19 protein-coding genes are annotated in these 18561 nt (G+C 38.6%); 7 read left to right on the forward strand and 12 right to left on the reverse strand.

Annotated elements, in window-relative coordinates:
- Positions 1–47 precede the first annotated feature (47 nt).
- Both GQR44_RS08510 and GQR44_RS08515 read left to right on the forward strand, forming a co-directional pair.
- On the forward strand, positions 48–974 hold the full coding sequence (locus GQR44_RS08510; protein WP_166371259.1) for a DMT family transporter: 927 nt from the start codon (positions 48–50) through the stop codon (positions 972–974).
- 652 nt (positions 975–1626) lie between these two features.
- Positions 1627–2214: a HipA N-terminal domain-containing protein gene (locus GQR44_RS08515; protein ID WP_205963009.1), complete on the forward strand. Its 588-nt coding sequence runs from the start codon at positions 1627–1629 to the stop codon at positions 2212–2214.
- 118 nt (positions 2215–2332) lie between these two features.
- Here the strand turns inward: GQR44_RS08515 and GQR44_RS08520 are convergent, their stop codons facing one another.
- From GQR44_RS08520 to iscR, 8 genes are all read right to left on the reverse strand, one after another.
- Positions 2333–2743, reverse strand: a complete 411-nt coding sequence (locus GQR44_RS08520) for a SufE family protein (RefSeq protein WP_166371261.1) — start codon at positions 2741–2743, stop codon at positions 2333–2335.
- Positions 2744–2870: 127 nt separating this feature from the next.
- Positions 2871–3404, reverse strand: coding sequence for a putative Fe-S cluster assembly protein SufT (gene sufT / locus GQR44_RS08525; RefSeq protein ID WP_166371263.1), 534 nt, complete (start codon positions 3402–3404; stop codon positions 2871–2873).
- Between the two features lie 3 nt (positions 3405–3407).
- Positions 3408–3758 carry an iron-sulfur cluster assembly accessory protein gene (locus GQR44_RS08530; RefSeq protein ID WP_166371265.1) on the reverse strand — a complete coding sequence of 117 codons (351 nt, stop codon included), beginning with the start codon at positions 3756–3758 and terminating at the stop codon, positions 3408–3410.
- Positions 3759–3767: 9 nt separating this feature from the next.
- The gene (locus tag GQR44_RS08535; RefSeq protein WP_166371267.1) at positions 3768–4985 is read right to left on the reverse strand and encodes a SufS family cysteine desulfurase; all 1218 of its coding nucleotides are present in this window, start codon (positions 4983–4985) and stop codon (positions 3768–3770) included.
- A 7-nt stretch (positions 4986–4992) separates the two neighbouring features.
- Positions 4993–6252, reverse strand: coding sequence for a SufD family Fe-S cluster assembly protein (locus GQR44_RS08540; RefSeq protein ID WP_166371269.1), 1260 nt, complete (start codon positions 6250–6252; stop codon positions 4993–4995).
- A gap of 3 nt (positions 6253–6255) precedes the next feature.
- The gene (sufC, locus tag GQR44_RS08545; protein WP_166371271.1) at positions 6256–7041 is read right to left on the reverse strand and encodes a Fe-S cluster assembly ATPase SufC; all 786 of its coding nucleotides are present in this window, start codon (positions 7039–7041) and stop codon (positions 6256–6258) included.
- A 12-nt stretch (positions 7042–7053) separates the two neighbouring features.
- Positions 7054–8490: a Fe-S cluster assembly protein SufB gene (sufB, locus tag GQR44_RS08550; RefSeq protein ID WP_346774337.1), complete on the reverse strand. Its 1437-nt coding sequence runs from the start codon at positions 8488–8490 to the stop codon at positions 7054–7056.
- A 77-nt stretch (positions 8491–8567) separates the two neighbouring features.
- The gene (gene iscR, locus GQR44_RS08555; protein WP_166371275.1) at positions 8568–9017 is read right to left on the reverse strand and encodes a Fe-S cluster assembly transcriptional regulator IscR; all 450 of its coding nucleotides are present in this window, start codon (positions 9015–9017) and stop codon (positions 8568–8570) included.
- Between the two features lie 513 nt (positions 9018–9530).
- Here iscR and GQR44_RS08560 point away from each other — a divergent pair.
- Together GQR44_RS08560 and GQR44_RS08565 are read left to right on the forward strand one after the other, a co-directional pair.
- The gene (locus GQR44_RS08560) at positions 9531–10490 is read left to right on the forward strand and encodes a TAXI family TRAP transporter solute-binding subunit (RefSeq protein WP_166371277.1); all 960 of its coding nucleotides are present in this window, start codon (positions 9531–9533) and stop codon (positions 10488–10490) included.
- Between the two features lie 76 nt (positions 10491–10566).
- Entirely contained in the window at positions 10567–12348 is a 1782-nt protein-coding gene (locus tag GQR44_RS08565; protein ID WP_166371458.1) for a TRAP transporter fused permease subunit, read from the forward strand.
- A gap of 368 nt (positions 12349–12716) precedes the next feature.
- Here GQR44_RS08565 and GQR44_RS08570 read toward each other — a convergent pair whose 3' ends face one another.
- From GQR44_RS08570 to GQR44_RS08585, 4 genes are all read right to left on the reverse strand, one after another.
- Positions 12717–13325 carry a copper homeostasis protein CutC gene (locus tag GQR44_RS08570; RefSeq protein WP_166371279.1) on the reverse strand — a complete coding sequence of 203 codons (609 nt, stop codon included), beginning with the start codon at positions 13323–13325 and terminating at the stop codon, positions 12717–12719.
- Positions 13326–13654: 329 nt separating this feature from the next.
- Positions 13655–14602, reverse strand: a complete 948-nt coding sequence (locus tag GQR44_RS08575) for a LysR family transcriptional regulator (RefSeq protein WP_166371281.1) — start codon at positions 14600–14602, stop codon at positions 13655–13657.
- Positions 14603–14697: 95 nt separating this feature from the next.
- On the reverse strand, positions 14698–15357 hold the full coding sequence (locus tag GQR44_RS08580) for a nitroreductase family protein (RefSeq protein ID WP_166371284.1): 660 nt from the start codon (positions 15355–15357) through the stop codon (positions 14698–14700).
- A 43-nt stretch (positions 15358–15400) separates the two neighbouring features.
- The gene (locus GQR44_RS08585) at positions 15401–16198 is read right to left on the reverse strand and encodes an alpha/beta fold hydrolase (RefSeq protein WP_166371286.1); all 798 of its coding nucleotides are present in this window, start codon (positions 16196–16198) and stop codon (positions 15401–15403) included.
- Between the two features lie 402 nt (positions 16199–16600).
- Here GQR44_RS08585 and GQR44_RS08590 point away from each other — a divergent pair, with 402 nt between their 5' ends.
- The 3 genes from GQR44_RS08590 to GQR44_RS08600 all read left to right on the forward strand — a co-directional run bounded on the left by GQR44_RS08590 (position 16601) and on the right by GQR44_RS08600 (position 18457).
- Entirely contained in the window at positions 16601–17458 is an 858-nt protein-coding gene (locus GQR44_RS08590) for a hypothetical protein (protein WP_166371288.1), read from the forward strand.
- Between the two features lie 145 nt (positions 17459–17603).
- The gene (locus tag GQR44_RS08595; RefSeq protein ID WP_166371290.1) at positions 17604–17945 is read left to right on the forward strand and encodes a lipoprotein; all 342 of its coding nucleotides are present in this window, start codon (positions 17604–17606) and stop codon (positions 17943–17945) included.
- 14 nt (positions 17946–17959) lie between these two features.
- Positions 17960–18457: a hypothetical protein gene (locus GQR44_RS08600; protein WP_166371292.1), complete on the forward strand. Its 498-nt coding sequence runs from the start codon at positions 17960–17962 to the stop codon at positions 18455–18457.
- Positions 18458–18561 lie beyond the last annotated feature (104 nt).

Raw genomic sequence — 18561 nt, forward strand, 5'->3', positions numbered from 1 at the left:
AAATACTATATCACATATCAAGTTACCTTTTTATATCGAGCGACATCATGCAACCAATTAACAATACATCTAACGACTTGGCTTTATCCTCCATCTGGCCAACCTATTTCAAACTTATCTTAGTCGCCTTACTGTGGGGGGGGACTTTTATCGCCGGACGCTTACTTGCGGAGTCGCTTTCACCGTTAATGTCGGCGATAGGCCGTTTTGGGCTGGCGGTATTTATACTCATTTTACTCACTATAAAATTTGAAGGTCGGCTACCAACACTATCACTCAGACAGGTTGCTATCACTTTCGCTCTCGGTCTTACTGGCATATTTACCTATAATTTATGTTTTTTTACTGCGCTCTCTGAAATGCCTGCTTCCCGTACGGCTCTATTTGTTGCGTTTAATCCTATCGCTACTGCGTTACTGGTTTCCCTCTTATACCGAGAAAAATTTTCATTTCAGAAGTTACTTGGGATTTTTGTGGCAGTATTAGGTGCACTGACCGTGATCAGTAATGGTCATCTACTGACCGTGATCCAAAATATTAGTCAGACTTTTGGACGTGGAGAATTGTCAATGCTGTGCGCAGTACTCAGTTGGGCTATCTATACCGTTGTGGGGCGAAAAGCACTGCTTGGTTTATCACCATTAGCATCAACGACTTATGCTGCTATTTGGGGATTGATATTGTTGTTAATGGTATGGTTTTTCAACCCAAACGTGCAGGTACTGCCTGAGTTAAATTGGCAAATTGGTGCCGCTATTGGTTATTTGGCGGTATTTGGGACCGTCATTCCTTTTATTTGGTATTACCAAGGAATAAAAACAATTGGTGCCGCGCAAACCTCAGTTTTTACTAACTTTGTCCCTTTATTTGGTGTGTTGCTCGGGGCTTTAATATTAAATGAGCAGATTTCCTCTTCGATGTTACTCGGTGGTGCGCTGGTGATCATGGGAGTTATTTTGACAAATCGACGTTAATAGTGAACTAAGAAAAACTCTAAAAGTTGAGATATCCAGCTTTAGCTAAATAATATTGACTGCTTATTTTAGTTTCTGAGGCGTATATGAAACATTTTATCCTTAGCATTTCTAGCCCAATTATGCGCACATCACAAGATAATAAATGTTGTTAACCGTTAATGTATTTTAAAGTGGACCGCCATTGCCCGAAATCAATTATCCACAACACTTCAATGATGAGTTTATAATTTTTTATTGAAGTGTCCGGGTAACTCAACTACAAAGACTAAACTGAGCAATCTTACTCATAAATAGTTGCTAATACCTCTGGTCTTAATTCATTGTCACCCTAATATAATATGAGTTGCCTATAAATATAGTTAATACTGTTACCCAGACATGCACTTATTTTGTACGAATACTCTTGATAAAGTATTAACTTTATAAAATGCCTTATTTTCTGATTTTTTATGCATACTTACGTCACTAGGTAACTATCTAACTAACTCGAATGACTTAATTAATGGCCTATTTTTATGGAAATTTATTTTTCCTAATAAGTTTGTCCAGATATTTTGAATAAAAATCATTTTCATGGTGATCTTAATCACCATTATTGATTCTTTGTTTTATTTAGGTGACTATAGTGAACAAAAATTAGGTGCGACATATGAATTCATTACTTAAAATATCTGAAACTATTTTATCTGAAAGAAAAAAACGAAAATGGACCCAACAGTTATTAGCCGATTATGCAGGGCTTAATAGGACAACTATTGGCAAAATTGAGCGTGGGGATTACGATGATGTAGGATTAAGGAAAATAGAGCGTATCCTTAATCTATTTAATAAATCGTTAATGGTAACAGATTCAGGCTTACCTACTTTAGACCAATTGAAAGAGACTAATAATTCTAACGTTGATGTATACACTCATGACAAGAGAGTAGGCAGGCTGCAGAAAGAAAATGCGGTCCACCATTATTCGTATGACTTAAATGCAAAAACTGCATTATCCCTTACTATGCCTATACGATTAGAAACCTATACATACGAAGGATTACATCCATTCTTTCAGATGAATATGCCAGAAGGTGGGTTACGTTTAGCTATTGAGAAAGCAACCGCAAAACATTATGGCAGTAATGATTTAACAGTATTAGCGTTTCTATATTTCAACTTGGAAGATTGGGTTAAAATCGTTGTATTATCAACACAGTATGAATGCAGCACAAAAACTGAATTAACAGCGCACTAACGGCAAAGCTTATGAAGGGAACGATAAAAAAGAGCTGAGGCCTAGTGAAGGTTTCAAGCTCTTAACTGTTAATGATAACGACTAGAAGCTGTCGTAATATAATATTTTAGTGATTTAATTAAAGTGACGCTTGAGCGATATTTTTAATACGATCAACGATAGAGCGTAAACCATTACCACGTGTAGGGCTAAGGTGTTTTTCAAGATCTAAGGCTTCAAAATAAGCGTTGATATCAAACTCAATTATTTCGCTTGCTGTTTTATTATTGAAAGCTGCAAGCACTATCCCAAGTAGACCTCTTACTATAATTGCATCGCTATCTACTGAAAAAATAAGTAATTTACCGTCAACATCGGGTTGAATCCAAACATTACTCTGGCAACCTTTTACAAGCCGCTCTGCCGTATGCCATTTATCATCAAAAGCGGGGAGTAATTTTCCTAAATCGATAATATATTTATATTTTTCTTCCCAGTCGTCAAAGAATGATAAGTCGTCAATGATTTCTTCAGTAGTTGGTAATAACATTGTATCCCTTATGTGCTGTATAGATAAAAATCGCATTTAATTAACTAGTCTAACTAATGAACTAGCGAAATAGCATAGTTAAATACGATTTTGTATTATATTTTATTATCTGAATTGACGAAAGTCATTAGAAGAAAAGCCCTGATTCTAATTGTGCTTCTTCACTCATCATTTCTCTTGACCAAGGAGGATCAAACAGTAGCTCAACTTCAACTGTTTCTACATTAGGTACTTTAGCAACACGATATTTAACATCGCTGACTAGGACTGGACCCATACCACATCCTGGTGCAGTTAACGTCATGTCGATTAATACCTTTTTATTTTCTTGATCTACAGTGACTTTATAGATTAAACCTAATGATACTAAGCTGATCGGGATCTCTGGATCATAAATACCATCTAATGCTTGCCATACTTGGCTATCATCAATGTCGCCTCTACCGTGGTCTTCAAAATCTAATACTTCTGACTTCTGGCCAATAGCGGACGCATCGGTACCATCTATACGCAACATGTTGCCCATCCATGTAACCGTATAATTACCACCAAGACTCTGATTAATTGAAATAAACTCACCTTCAGGGATAATTGAAGGTTCGCCTGTTGGGACTCTACGTGCAGCACAAGCACGCTGTGTTACTACCATTTTTTGTTGCATTACTTAACTCACATTAAAGCTTTCGCCACAGCCACATTCAGCTGCAACATTTGGATTATTATATTTAACTACCTGATTAACACCTTCTTTGACTAAGTCAATTTCAATGCCTGAAAGCATCGCCATCGATTCAGAAGCGACTGCAAAATTGATATTATCAAAGTTAACAATAGTGTCATTTTCTAAAGGGCTATCAGTGATATCTAATACGTAGGCGAATCCAGTACAGCCACTCACTTTAGTACTTAAGCGAATGAAGTGATCTGGTTTTTTTGCCACTTTTTCAGAAAAATATTTTTGTGCCGAATCTGTTAAAGAGACGATTGCACTAGGGTCGAATACTGATACTGTCATTTTAAACTCCTAAGATAACATTACTTTTACTTTTTTTAGTGCGGTAAATAATGCATCAATTTCGTCGAATGTATTATAGAGAGCAAAGGAAACACGTGCTGTCCCTGGCACATTAAACCTTGCCATTAAGGGCTGTGCACAATGATCGCCAGTACGAATAGCAATCCCTTGTTTATCTAATAAAAATCCAATGTCAGCAGGGTGGCCAACATCGAGAACAAAACTTAATACCGATATTTTATGTTGGGCATTACCTATAATAGTTAACCCTTCAAACTCGTTGGCTAGTTTTGTCGCGTAGGCTAATAAAGCCATTTCATGTTCTATAACGGCTTTATGATCTAAATCAGCAAACCACTCAACCGCTTTACCAAACGCGATGGCAGCCCCTACATTGGGCGTTCCTGCTTCAAAACGATAAGGCAGTACGTTCCATGTTGATTTTTGAAGCGTTACCGTAGAAATCATCTCTCCACCGGTGCGCCATACAGGCCAGTTTTCAAGAAGAGAAGCGCGGCCCCAAAGTATGCCCGTTCCCATCGGCCCATAAACTTTATGTCCTGAAAAAACATAAAAATCACAGCCAATTTCTTGTACATCAGCCCAACCATGGGCAGCGCCTTGTGCACCGTCCACTAATACCCAAGCATTAAAACGCTTTGCTTTAGCCGTCATAGACTTAACAGGGTTAATGGTACCTAGAGCATTTGAAACATGTGGAAAAGCAACAAACTTGGTTTTCTCTGATAGTAAACTATCGAACACATCTTGATCTAATTCACCTGCATCTGTCACAGGAATGATCTTTAATGTTGCGCCTGATTTTCTACATGCTTCTTGCCAAGTGACTAAGTTGGCATGATGATCCATTCCAGTAGCAATCACTTCATCACCCGATGACAACAAAGAGCTTAAACCGTTGGCAACAATATTAATGCTTTCTGTTGTGCCCGTTGTCCAAATAACTTCTTCACGCTTCGGAGCGTTAATAAACTTCTGGATAGTATCTCGAGCTTGTTCAAAGTGCTGTGTTGCTTCATCTGCAAGAAAATGAGCGCCACGATGAACATTTGAATTACTGTTGGAATAATAATCAACCAACGCATCAATCACACATTGTGGCTTTTGTGTGGTTGCTGCATTATCTAAATAGATTAAAGGCTTTCCATTTACACTACGGCTTAAAATTGGAAATTGTTCTCGAATCGCAACGACATCAAAACTCATTAAATCCTCACTTCACTTCCATTGCTGAAAATCGATTACGAATAATAGGACGTATCCATTCTGACAATACTGTGTTTGGCATTAAATCAATCAACTCATTAATGAAACCAAAATTTAACATGACACTTGCTTTAGCACGATCAATACCGCGAGTTTGTAAGTAATACAAAGCTTGCTTATCAACCTGAGCAGACGTTGCACCATGTGCACAACGGACATCATCCGCATAAATTTCTAATTCAGGTTTTGTGTTAATTTCAGCCGTATTAGTCATCAACAAATTACGATTATTCAATTCAGCTAATGTTTTTTGTGCATCACGGTGTATGTGAATTCGCCCATTAAATACCGCTTTAGAACGACCAGCAACAATACAACGAACATTCTCTTCTGTTGTACCATTTGGCATCGCATGCTCAACGGTTGCGTGAAGATCAAATAATTCATTGCCATCGAGTAGATAAATAGCATTCAATTTTGCATCAACGAACTCACCGGAATGAATAATGTCAGTATCTAAACGAGATAAATCACTACCAAAAGCAACAATTGTACTGTGCATAGAAGAATGATCTAACAAATTGAAATGACAACCACCAACCGCGACATTACTGCCCGTTTGAAGCGCGAAACGATAATGCTCTAAATGCGCTTTTGCAGAGACTTGATATTCAACAAATGCAGTACATAGGCTATCACCTTCAGCTTGTACGTCTTCAATAACAGCTAAGTGAGATTCTTTACCCAATGTCACTTGTACCCGTGTATGAGATTCAGCACCTAAACTCAATAGCGAACTAATGCGTAGTGGCTGCTTAATATTAAATCCATCTTCAACGTTCACAATCACTACATCTTGCGCTAATGCATCATTTACTAAACCAAATAAGTGACGTTTAGGTTTGATGTCTGAAAAGTTAGCTAAAGCTTGCGATTGCTGCTCTTTATTTAAATCAGATCCTAGAGAAATTGATAGACCTTTTGGTAAAACATCAGGTAATTGTTGTTTATCTAACTTACCATTTACGAATACTAATTCTATCGCTGATAAATTTGTAATATGCTCAGGTAATAAATTTGTTTTAGTTTCAATTTCATGTGCTTTTGAGTTTTGAACTGCTCTTAGCGACGTGTAACGCCATGCTTCTGTTTTACGTGTTGGCCATGGTGTTGTTGATAATAAGTCAATGGCCTGAGTCCGTTTAGGAGCCAGCCAATCATCTATTTGGTGCCCTCTACTGATGGCACTTTCTAACCATTCGCTCATGAGTTACCCCTCAATCTTAGCTTCAACATTACCATTCTCTAACCAAGCATAACCTTGAGATTCTAACTCTAGAGCAAGGGAAGCATCACCACTTTTTACTATTTTTCCATCGGCTAGAACATGTACAAAATCAGGCTTAATATAATCAAGTAAACGTTGGTAATGGGTAACAATGATAAAACTACGATCTTCTGAACGCTGGCTATTTACACCTTTAGCTACTAATTGCAAAGCATCAATATCTAATCCTGAATCGGTCTCATCAAGAATACATAGTTTTGGTTTCAGCAATAACATCTGCATTAATTCATTACGTTTCTTTTCACCACCAGAAAAACCTTCGTTTACACCACGCTTTAAAAAGGCCAATGGTAAATCAACTTGCTTACAAGCCGCTTTTGCTTGCTTCAATAACTCAGAAGAGCTTATTGCTTCTTCTCCGTTTGCTGCACGTACTGCATCAACAGATGCTTTTAAAAATTCTAAATTACTAACACCTGGGATTTCTACAGGGTATTGGAAAGCTAAAAATAGGCCTGCATTGGCACGTTCTTCTATTTCCATTTCAAGTAAATTTTGACCGTTGAATGTTACACTGCCACTTTCAACTTCATAACCGTCACGACCCGATAGGACATAACCCATCGTACTTTTTCCAGCGCCGTTCGGGCCCATAATTGCGTGAACTTCACCTGGCTTAATATCTAAATTAAAACCTTTAATGATTTGTTTTTCTTCTATACCCGCATATAAATCTTTTATTGTTAATAAACTTTTAGTGTTCGACATTTTAATAATTCCTTAACCTACAGAGCCTTCAAGGCTAATTTCTAATAATTTACTTGCTTCAACGGCAAATTCCATTGGCAGCTCTTTAAATACTTCTTTACAGAAACCGTTCACAATCATAGAAACCGCTTTTTCAGGATCAAGTCCGCGTTGACGACATAAGAACAGTTGTTCGTCACTTACTTTTGATGTGGTTGCTTCATGTTCAACAATGGCAGAAGGGTTGCGACTTTCTATATAAGGGAAAGTATGTGCACCACATTTGTCACCAATTAATAATGAATCACATTCAGTGAAGTTACGCGCACCATCAGCACTCGCCATCATTTTAACGAGGCCTCGATAACTATTGTTACTGCGACCAGCAGAAATACCTTTGGTAATGATCGTAGACTTGGTATTTTTGCCTATGTGAATCATTTTAGTACCGGTATCGGCTTGTTGGCGGCCACGAGTAAGTGCAACAGAGTAAAACTCTCCAACACTGTTATCACCTTTTAAAATACAACTCGGATATTTCCAAGTAACAGCTGAACCAGTTTCAACTTGTGTCCAAGATATTTTTGCACTGGTATGGCATATACCACGTTTAGTTACGAAGTTGTAAATACCACCTTTGCCATTTTCATCACCCGGATACCAATTTTGTACTGTTGAGTATTTAATCTCAGCGTTATCCATTGCAATTAATTCAACAACGGCTGCATGTAATTGGTTTTCATCACGTTGTGGTGCAGTACAACCTTCAAGGTAACTAACATGGCTGCCTTCATCAGCAATAATGAGAGTACGTTCAAACTGACCTGTGTTCTGTTCATTGATACGGAAGTAAGTTGATAATTCCATTGGGCAGCGTACACCTTTAGGAATATACACAAAAGAACCATCAGTAAAAACAGCACAGTTTAATGCTGAGTAGTAGTTATCTTTACGACCAACAACACTACCAAGATATTTTTTCACAAGTTCTGGGTATTCAACAATCGCCTCTGATATAGGACAGAAAATAACGCCTGCTTCATATAACTTTTCACGAAAAGTAGTCACAACAGAAACAGAGTCGAATACAGCATCAACCGCAATACCCGCTAACATTTGTTGCTCTATAAGCGGGATACCTAGTTTTTCATAAGTACGTATTAATTCAGGATCAACCTCATCTAAAGATTTAGGTTTGTCCTTCATACTTTTAGGCGCGGAATAGTAGGCAATCGCTTGGAAATCAATTTTAGGGTAATCAACCAGTGCCCAATCTGGTTCTTCCATTTTTAACCATTCTCTAAATGCACCTAAACGCCATTCCAGCATCCATTCTGGTTCATTTTTCATTTTAGAAATACGCTCGATAACACTTTCATCCAAACCCGGTTCAAACGTTTCTGATTCAATATCAGAAATAAAACCAGCTTCGTATTCTCTTCCTAGTGCTTCATTAATTTCTACTTGCACTGTCATATAAAACTCACTTTTAAATAGGGGGGAACGACACTAGTAGTCGTGTATATTGTATTTAATATGTGTATCAATTAAAACTTCAATATTTTTAATAACTTTTCGTCTATATCTTGTTGCACGTTATTTTGGTCCATTAAATCACCTAAACTGATTTGACTCAAAAATTCATGGATCTGATCGCTTAAGTCACACCATAAATAATGGGTTAGGCAAGTAATACCATTTTGACAGTTTGCTGTTTTTTTACATCCAGTTGCATCAATTACTTCATTAACAGCATCCATTATTTGCGCAACAAAAATCTCTTCACTTGCTCGGCCTAATTGATAACCACCACCAGGCCCTCTTACACTTTTCACTAAAGACTTCCTGCGAAGTTTAGAGAATAACTGCTCAAGATAAGATAAAGAGATACCTTGTCGACTCGAAATTTCGGCTAAAGACATTGGCCCTTGTTTAGGGTTTAATGCAAGATCAAGCATTGCAGTTACTGCATAACGGCCTTTTGTTGTTAAACGCATAAGAGCTCCGATAAAGTTATTCTTTAAGGAGGGCATGATATAGAAAGTTGACTAAATTAGTCAAGTATTTACTTGACTGTTTTCATGGGGTATTTGTTTTCATACAAAAGAGTATTACAAATTGAATTTATGAATAATTAGTTTGCGTATCAAGTGTCACAAATGACAGAGGGAGTATTAAATTATGGTTACTAATGCACTTGATGAATAGACCTTGTAAATAATTATGAATATTTCATTTATTACAAGATTTAGGGAGGTAGTGCCCAACTAATATTAGCCACAATTTTGAAGTGTCTAGCTAATTCAACCACAACACTTGCGCCTGTTGAAAGTAAAGTCTTTGACTGGCGTTGGCGTCTATAAAACGGTGAAAAGAATTTCGTACCTCATAAACATAGAACAATTGTGTTTTTCGCTAGCCGATCCCTGTTTGATCTTTTATAGTCGCTTAGTTAAATCAGAAAATCCTTTGTAATAAGCGCGTAAGCTTTAGAAAAAGAGAGAGAATACATGTTAAAACGAGCCCTAGTTGTTATTGCTACCTTAAGTCTTTCCATGGCCAATACTGCCATCGCTGAGACCCGTGTAACATATAAAAGTGCCAAATCAACCACTTCATATTATCAAATGGCCGTTCAGGTTGCAGAGGGTGTGAAGTATGCCTCAGATAGTAATATGATCCTCACCGTTGAGGAGAGCCAAGGTTCTGTACAAAACGTAAAAGAAGCGGGTAAAAATCGTGCAAACTATGTATTTACCACTCCTCCATCTCTTATCGTTAAAGCGCGAGGTGGTGTAAAGCCATTTAAAAAGGCTAAGCAAGCGTATCAAGATATCCGTGCTTTATATCCAATTCCATCGCTTGTAATGCACTGGGTTGTTCGAGAAGACTCTAAAATTGCAAACTTTCAAGAACTTGATGGTAAAGATTTTATTGTAGGTCGTGGTAACTTTTCGGCTCGTCAAACTATCGAACTTTTCAAAGTTCTTGGCCTTGAAGGTAAGGTTAATGCGATTGATGTTGAAGTGAGTGGCGCTGTCTCTGCACTTAAGAATCGACAGGTTCAAGGTTTTGCGACTTCTTCATCTTTCCCCGCACCAAATGTGCTTGAGGCCGCGTCTTCTACGCCAATCCAGCTCCTTAGTCTTTCTGAAGAAGATTACGGTAAAGTTAAAGGGACTCCAATTACAATTCCTGCAGGAACCTATCCTGGCGTTGATACTGATACCCAAACAATTTCTCTTCCTGTTGGCGCTTACACCATGAAGAGTCTTGATGAAGAGACTGCATATCAGCTGACCAAGGCTTTTTGGGATGCTAAAAAACGTATGGCTAAAGTTGCTCCATGGTGGGGATCTGTAACAGTTGATCTTTTAGGTGAGCTTGCAGGACCACTTCATCCAGGCGCAATCCGTTATTATAAAGAAGAAGGTATCACTCTCCCTGCCCACTTGGTTGCAGTTCAGTAGTTTTCTTCAGAAATAAAGTTATTTGCAGGGGAAGGTTGAGAAGCTTTTCCCCTTTTTAGGTTGTAGTACAATGTCTATGAAACAAAAAATCTCCCGTTCGATCTTACTCACTTTAGCGGTAAGCTCCGTCTTCTTTCACCTCTGGCTTGTGTTTGCTGGTCTTCTGCCAAATCTTGTTACACGTCCTATCCACTTGGCGCTTGCTTTGCCGTGGGTCTTTTTGGTTGGACAAAAAAGTACATTTCAGAATATAACAGGCTGGATACTTGCCTCTACAGGTATTGGCATCTGTATGTGGGTTGCTTTTAATCGTGTTGATTTAATGGATCAATATGGCTCACTTGAAACAACCGGTCAGTATATTTGGAGTGTTGCTCTTGTTCTTATTGTTCTTGAAATGGCTCGTCGCCACGTAAAGCTATCGCTTCCGCTAGTCGCGCTCATTGCTCTTAGTTACGGTGTTTTCGGGCAATATTTACCCGGTGAATTTGGTCACCCTGGTATTCCTGCAGATGCCTTTTGGGGAACATTAGTACTTACCGAAGGTGGAGTTTGGGGACCACTTACTGGTATATCGCTTAATGTGATTGCTGTATTTATTATTCTTGGTGCGTTTGTCAGTGCTGGAGAAGGGGGTAATGCTTTTATGAGCCTTGCAACTCGTATTGCAGGTAAACATAGAGCAGGACCAGCAAAGGTTTCTGTTTTAGCTTCGGCATTTTTTGGTTCAATTTCGGGTTCAGCTTCAGCAAATGTTGCATCAACTGGCGCGTTTACTATGCCAACGATGAAACGACTTGGGTACCCCGCATCTTTTGCAGGAGCAGTTGAGGCCGTGGCATCTACGGGTGGGCAAATTATGCCTCCTCTTATGGGCGCCGGCGCTTTCATGATGGTAGAGCTACTTCGTATTAATTATAGCGAGGTTATGGCCGCTGCGATTTTGCCAGCACTGCTCTTTTTCTTTTGTGTTTGGGTAAGTGTTGATCACTTTGCAAAGCGTAATAATCTAAAAGGTCTTTCTGAAGAAGAGTTGCCACGTTGGGGTGAGGTAGGGCGCCTAGCTATATTCTTCATTTTGCCTTTTGGTGTGCTCTTACTCATGCTTTTTTGTACTGACTATACCGCTCAGTATGGCGCGGCTGTTGCGACTATAATGACTGCGATTATGCTTATCGCAGATCGAAAAGGTGTTTCGAAGCTTCCTGCGATTCTTGCTCGTTTAGAACAGGCATTTCTTGGTGCTGCTAAGCAGATGAGTACAGTAGCTGCTATTGTGATTTGTGCTGGTGTTATTATTGGTGTACTTAATATGACAGGCCTTGGAATAAAAGTTACTTCTGCTATTTTAGGGTTTTCTGGTGGTAACCTTTATATTGCTCTTTGTCTTACCGCTATTGCCTGTTTGATACTTGGAATGGAAGTACCTACAACAGCCGCCTATGCTATTTGTATATCTGTTGCAGGGCCTGCTCTTGAGCAACTTGGTCTTCCCGCTCTATATGCCCACCTTTTTGTTTTTTGGTATGCTTTACTTTCAACAATAACTCCGCCAGTGTGTGGAACTGTGTTTATTGCAGCAGGTATGTGTGGTGCTCCGTGGCTCTCTGTTGCCAACAGAGCGATGCGTATTGGGGTTGGACTTTATATTGTGCCTCTTGCCCTGGTTGCTAATCCTGCTTTGATTCAGCTCATTGCCAATCCGGTAATGGCTCTGCTTGCAGCTGTAAAGATTGGTAGTGGTTTATGGCTTGTGAGTTACGCAGTAACAGGCCAATCTAAAAATTACTGGCAGCCAGCCATAGCACTTGTTACAGGTTTTGTTGTTATTTTTGCATTTGGCTTTGGTCAGTTTTAGTAAACAGTTTTACTTTATAATGGAACTGTAAATTTGGTCAGTTTTTAGAAGTATTAGTATAATTAATCTGAAGTGCTATGAACTCAAAAGTGATTCAACTGGCAATAATATTAAGCTCGAAAATTACCGGAAACTAGCATATCAGTTTAGCTTTATAAGTCGTAATGGGGGCATTTACGGCTTAGCTTTTTACTTGGCTTTCGAACTTGCAATGGGTAACAAATCTAAATAAGCCTGTTGCTGTTTTATTCTAGGATAGCGGGAAGAACTCCGGCACTAAGACAATGGACTTTTTTGACATGTTTTGAGCTCTTGCATTAGTTGGTTAGCAACTACACTAGCTTAAAATAGGCTTGTGGCAATTATGCTTATACTATTTTACTTCCATGCACTTCTTTTGCACCTGTCTCTTTTATAACGTGCATTAAGTTATCTTTATTTACACCACCACCCGGAATGATGATGATTTTATCTTGAGCATAGGCAATTAGATTTTGTAAACATTGTAGGTTTTCTAAAGCGCTATTTTTCCCTCCTTTGGTAAGTATGCTATCTACCTTTAACGAGACTAAAAGATCTATCGCTTCTTTCTTGTTTTCTATCTCATCAAATGCCATATGAAATGTTTGTTTTAGATCACTTGCTGCCGCCATTATTACTTTTAATTTTTCCACATCTATTTTATTTTCATTATTTAATACACCATATACGATCCCGTTCACCTTCAGGTCTTTACATATTTTTATATCATCTAACATTATTGCAAGTTCTTCATCTGAGTATATAAAGTTACCGCCTCTAGGCCTTATAATCACATTAATAGGTATTGATATGTTAGAAACAGCATTTTTTATTGTCCCATAACTTGGTGTTGTTCCTCCTTCTAACAAGTTATCACATAGCTCTATCCTATCAGCGCCATTTTTATAAGCTTGTTTCGCCTCTATGTAACTTCCTACACAACACTCTTTGACCATGTTCTACTCCTTTTGAAAAACTATTAGCAATTTCCTTTGCGATAAAATGGCGAACTATAACAGTTGACCATCTAATCTAAGACATTGTATTTATTATGCGAATCTAGGGTTTAAATATTTTGAATAACTAGCGAATAGAGCAAGAAGAATTATTTATTTTGCCTTTATTCCTCCTAGTCTTTATCAGCAATATCATAAGTTAATAAGTTAATAAGTTAATAAGTTAATAGGTTAATAAGATAAATTACTGTTCATGTTTGCTATGTTGTGGCTGAATTATTTGGGGCATATCTTTATAAGTGTTTAAGACGCTTGGGGGCTATTTCGCCTCACTCAACATACATAGAAGAATAATTCTCTACATAGTCTTCCCACACTGGAGGAGTACCAATCACATCTTGTACTGTTTCGATAAATTTTTTGACCAATGGCGTTTGATTTCTGTGTGGGTAAACTGCGTATAATGCACCAAAATCACTTGGAAACCGGTAGTTTTGCAGTATAGGAACGAGTCCGAGGTCTTTAAGGTTTGACTTAAGCACAGACAAATCGGCAATTGAATAGCCCAATCCTGCCTGTGTGGCACTAATAAGCGAATCCACACTGTTTGCTTTAAATCTTCCGTTTATGCTGTACTTCTCCATTTTACTCTGACCTGAAGCTGCCATTTCCAGTTTGTCAAAAGTAAAAGAGCTATTTGAGTAGGTAATGGCAGGTAAGGATACAAGCTCTTTAAGCGTTTGAGGATTACCGTGCTCTTGAATAAAGTTTTCAGAGGCGAGAATAACCAACTTAGTTGGCGCGAGTTTCTTCGCTATATTGGTAGAGTCTTTGGGGGAGTTCAAGCGAAAAGCAATATCGAATTTTTCACCTATAATATCCGTTAGTCTATCGTCTAATGAAAGCTCGATATAGGTTTCTGGGTATTTTTTCATAAAAACATTGATGGCGTTCTGTAGATATGGATGACCAAAAGAAACGTAGCTGGTTATGCGTAATAATCCCCTGGGTTCAGTATGAAAAGTCTCCGCCAAGCGTTGAGTTTTATTGATTTCATTGCGGATAACTTTAGCTTGTTCCAGAATCTCTCGTCCGGCATCCGTTAGGGATAAAGAACGAGTAGTGCGGTTGAGCAACCTGACGCCTAGTGTCTCCTCCAATATTTTAAATTGCTTAGTGACGACCGCTCGATCCATGTGCCTGAGCTCAGCGGCTTTAGCAAAGGAACCCTGATAAACAATATCTAGGAACAGGTCAAGGCGAGTCGCTATATCCATATTATATCCGCTAGTTAATTAAAAAAATGAATCTGAAACTCAATTCTAATGTATTGAAAGCGATAAGTAACTTAAATCGAATGCGCCTAAGTAAACTAAACGACGGTGAAAACATCTTCGGTAGCAAGTCGAGATTTTGGCAGTCCGTAATTGAAATCTTCAGCATCTGAATGATAGCCCATTGCTAAGGCAACGTGGCAGACGTAGCCGTTTAATTCATCTGCAAAAAACTCACTGATGAGTTCTGAATCAACACCTTCCATCGGTGTTGAATCAATACCTAATCGAGCCATAACATGTAGTGCATTACCCAGCGCGATATAAGTTTGTGCTTTAGTCCAGCTCTCGTTAGATCCATGTTCGTCTCTGAGAAGGTCTGCAAAATGAAACCCGCCATTTAAAGACGCATCATACTTTTCTTCTTTTAAGCGACCTAATGCAACATTGATATTCAGCACTTTTTTGTAATCCTCTTTCTGGTAATTTGGATTATGTGCAAAAAGGATAATATGCGACGCTTCTTTAGCATGGTGACGATTAGGCTGATACTTATTAGCAAAGGTAGCGTCGAGACGATTTTTTGCTTCATCACTTTCTATTAAAATAAATTTCCAGGGCTGTGAATTAATCGATGAAGCCGACAATCGAATAGCTTCTTTAATTATTTCAATATTTTCCTCTGAAATACGTTTGCTGGCATCGTATTTTTTTGTTGTATAGCGATTGCTTAAGTCTTTTATAATCGAGTGAGTCATAGGTTTCTCTTTCGTTAATTATTTAAGGATTGTGTAACAATTCCTAAATTACATTTTTTAGCATTTTTCTGAGTGCAATACTAAAGTTTTCTGGGCTATCTTCCTGAACAAAATGGCAGGCGTCAGGTACAAGTTGTACGCCAGCATTGGGAAAGTGAGAGCGCCATTTTGCAATGGCTTCAGGCGTGCCATGATTGAAGTCCTTTTGGCCAAAAATAAATTCTACTGGTTTATTCGCAAGTGTTGTTAGCCTTGCTTCAATTTTCTCCAGCCATGCTCCCGCAAGGGTTATCTGCTGAGGAAAAATAGCGGTTGCTCTTCTTGACTCTGGTGTTGGGAATGCCATGGTGTAAGCATCAACGATGGCTTTATTACTGCGGGATTCTTCATTGATATTTGCCAGCATTAGCTTAGTAACAAAGAAGTTCTCGTCCAGTACTCGCTGTTCCATCTTCGGTGTTCTGAACAACATGGAAAACACTTCAATACCGCCATCTACTTTCCACGCCCAGGTATTAGAGATCACCACACCAAGTACGTTATCCGGATGATTAGTTGCCACGTTTAGTCCGGTCGGTCCACCCCAGTCCTGAACAACCATGATGAATTTGTCTAACTTAAGATGTTCAAAAATAAGAGATTCAATCCACTGTGAATGCTCTTGTGGCGTAAAACCGAAATCAGAAGGGGTATCTGAAAAGCCAAACCCGGGTAAATCATAGGCAATGACCCGAGTTTCCTTTGACATGTCTTTGATTATATTGCGATTTAAAAAGGACCAATTAGGGTTGCCGTGCGTCAGCACAATGGGAATGCCTTCACCTTCATCGACGTAATGCATCGATGCACCATTACGTTCATACCAGTGGCTCTTAAACGGGTACTCTTCCTTATCGACTATAAAAGGGCGTTGCTTTTTATTGGTCACATCCGCGTTGTTGATTATTGCATCTGGTTCTACTTGATAGCTGATTGGTTGTGAAGGTTTAGCAGCAAGTTTTTTAATGCTTCTACAGACATGTATTCCTCCTAAAAGGGTAAAAAAACGATCACCGGACTAACCGCTGAATTAGTTGACTAATTAACCATAAAACGAATGATATCACTATATACCCAATTTATTATTTCTTAATAATCAATAATAAATTGAATATATGCCTCTATATCATTACTTCGAGTCGCGCGATAATCCAATGCAATCGACCACCTTGATTAAGTATTTATACTGACGGAGTTAACAACATTGAAATCTACAATTGCATCGGCCTTTATAGGTCTGTCTTTATTGTTTGCTAACGCGACTCAAGCCGCCTCATTAGCACCACAATGGGAATTAACAGGGTTCTCGCAACCAGAATCTATTTATGTTTCACCTGAACATGAATGGATTTACGTTTCTAATGTAAACGGTAATGAACCTGGTTTTATCAGCAAGCTTTCTAAAGGGGGGGTTATCGAAAAATTGAAATGGATTGATGGATTAGGCATGCCAACCGGAATGGGCATGTTTGGCAGCGATCTCTATGTTGTAGATAGAAATCAGGTCCATATCATTGACACCGAAACCGGCATTATGACTAAGAGCATAAAGGCAAATGACGCTGTCATGCTAAATGATTTGACGATTAGTGATAAAGGACAAGTATTTGTTGGAGATATCGCGGCAGGAAAAATCTACACCCTGATCAATAATGAATTAGTTGTTTGGTTGGAAGATACAAACCTCCCACATCCAAACGGCTTGTTGGCACAAGGTAATACACTTGTTGTCGCCAATATGGCGAGTAAGTTAGCTCAGCAATTTGAGCCTGAAGAGTATGGCTCAATCTATAAGATTAATATCGCAGACAAATCGCTACAAATGATCAATTCAAGTTACAGGCTTGGTGGTTTGGATGGTCTAACTGAATTGAATAATTCACTGGTTGTCAGTCACTTCCCTGCGGGTGAAATTTATCAGATCACAGACAAAGAACGAACGCTGTTAGGCACGTTAGATATTAGTACTGCGGATATTAGTGTTGATGACAGTACTGATACGCTGTTTGTTCCATTCTTACTTAAGAGCAAAGTGGCTGCTTACAAGATCATCAACGATTAAAGATCGGCTTCAAAATTACTTGCGGTTTTGTTTTCAAAATAGTCAGTCATTTGGGGCTTTTTGGAAACAATTTAGCGCAAGTTATTGTGTAACGATTCCTAAAGCCGACAGAAATAATAAAAATTCTAGGAAAAGGAACTGAAAAATGAAGAGAGTATTAACAATCGCAGTAAGTCTATTCGTATTGTCAGCATGCTCAGCTATTGATACTAATAAGCTGACTAGCTATACGCCAGAAAAGAGTATTTCCGGCTCTGGTTATGAGTCATTAAGAGGCGCCGTGATCAATTACGGTTACGATGGTTTTGATGATTTTAACCTAGCTATTTATAACAATAAAATCAAATGGCTTGGTCAAAAAGGATACTTTCAGGGCGTTGCTACTGAGGTTGTGCCACAGATATCAAAGGTTGCTGACAATATTTATTTCTTTTCCTGGTCTACAGGAGTAGCGGAGACAATGTCGTTCATAATTATAACACTATGAGGGTAAATGCTCACTTGTCGGAGTCCCAAGTAAAAGATGCTTTGTGGCAGATTCACGGTGATGTTTACAATATAAACAGCCCGGAAAGTGTTTTCCCACATTCACAACTTACCCCTATTAAAGATATTGGCAAAATATTAAAGAAAAACATCGCTGAGAAGAATCTACCACCGTTTGCCTTCACAGCCAAAATATCGAATTTCCCTGAAGATATAGCGGGCAGAAAGGAGCTAACAGGGCTTTCTATAAAATATGATACGCCTGATGGCGTGATAGAAATCGAAGTAGATGGTGATCGCACCTACGTCAGTAAAAATAATCAGGATATAAAAGATGTTTTTACAGCAGCCACTAAGATTGCGGATGGTATCTACTTTATCTCATGGGAAAAAGGGGCAGATAGTGACCATATCGTCGTTAACCGAAATAGTATGACCGTTTTTGATCATGTATCCCCAACAGGTGAACGTAAAGAAGCTATTTATGACATTACCTATTTTGGTGCCAAGTAATACAAAGCAAATAGGCTATTGTTTTTTATCAGCCCAACGGGCAATAGAGCCAGCAACTCGAAATACTTTTAAACTAATTATGCACACTTTATGTGCTCAAAAGG

The organism is Psychromonas sp. SA13A (assembly GCF_011378715.1).
GTDB lineage: Bacteria > Pseudomonadota > Gammaproteobacteria > Enterobacterales > Psychromonadaceae > Psychromonas.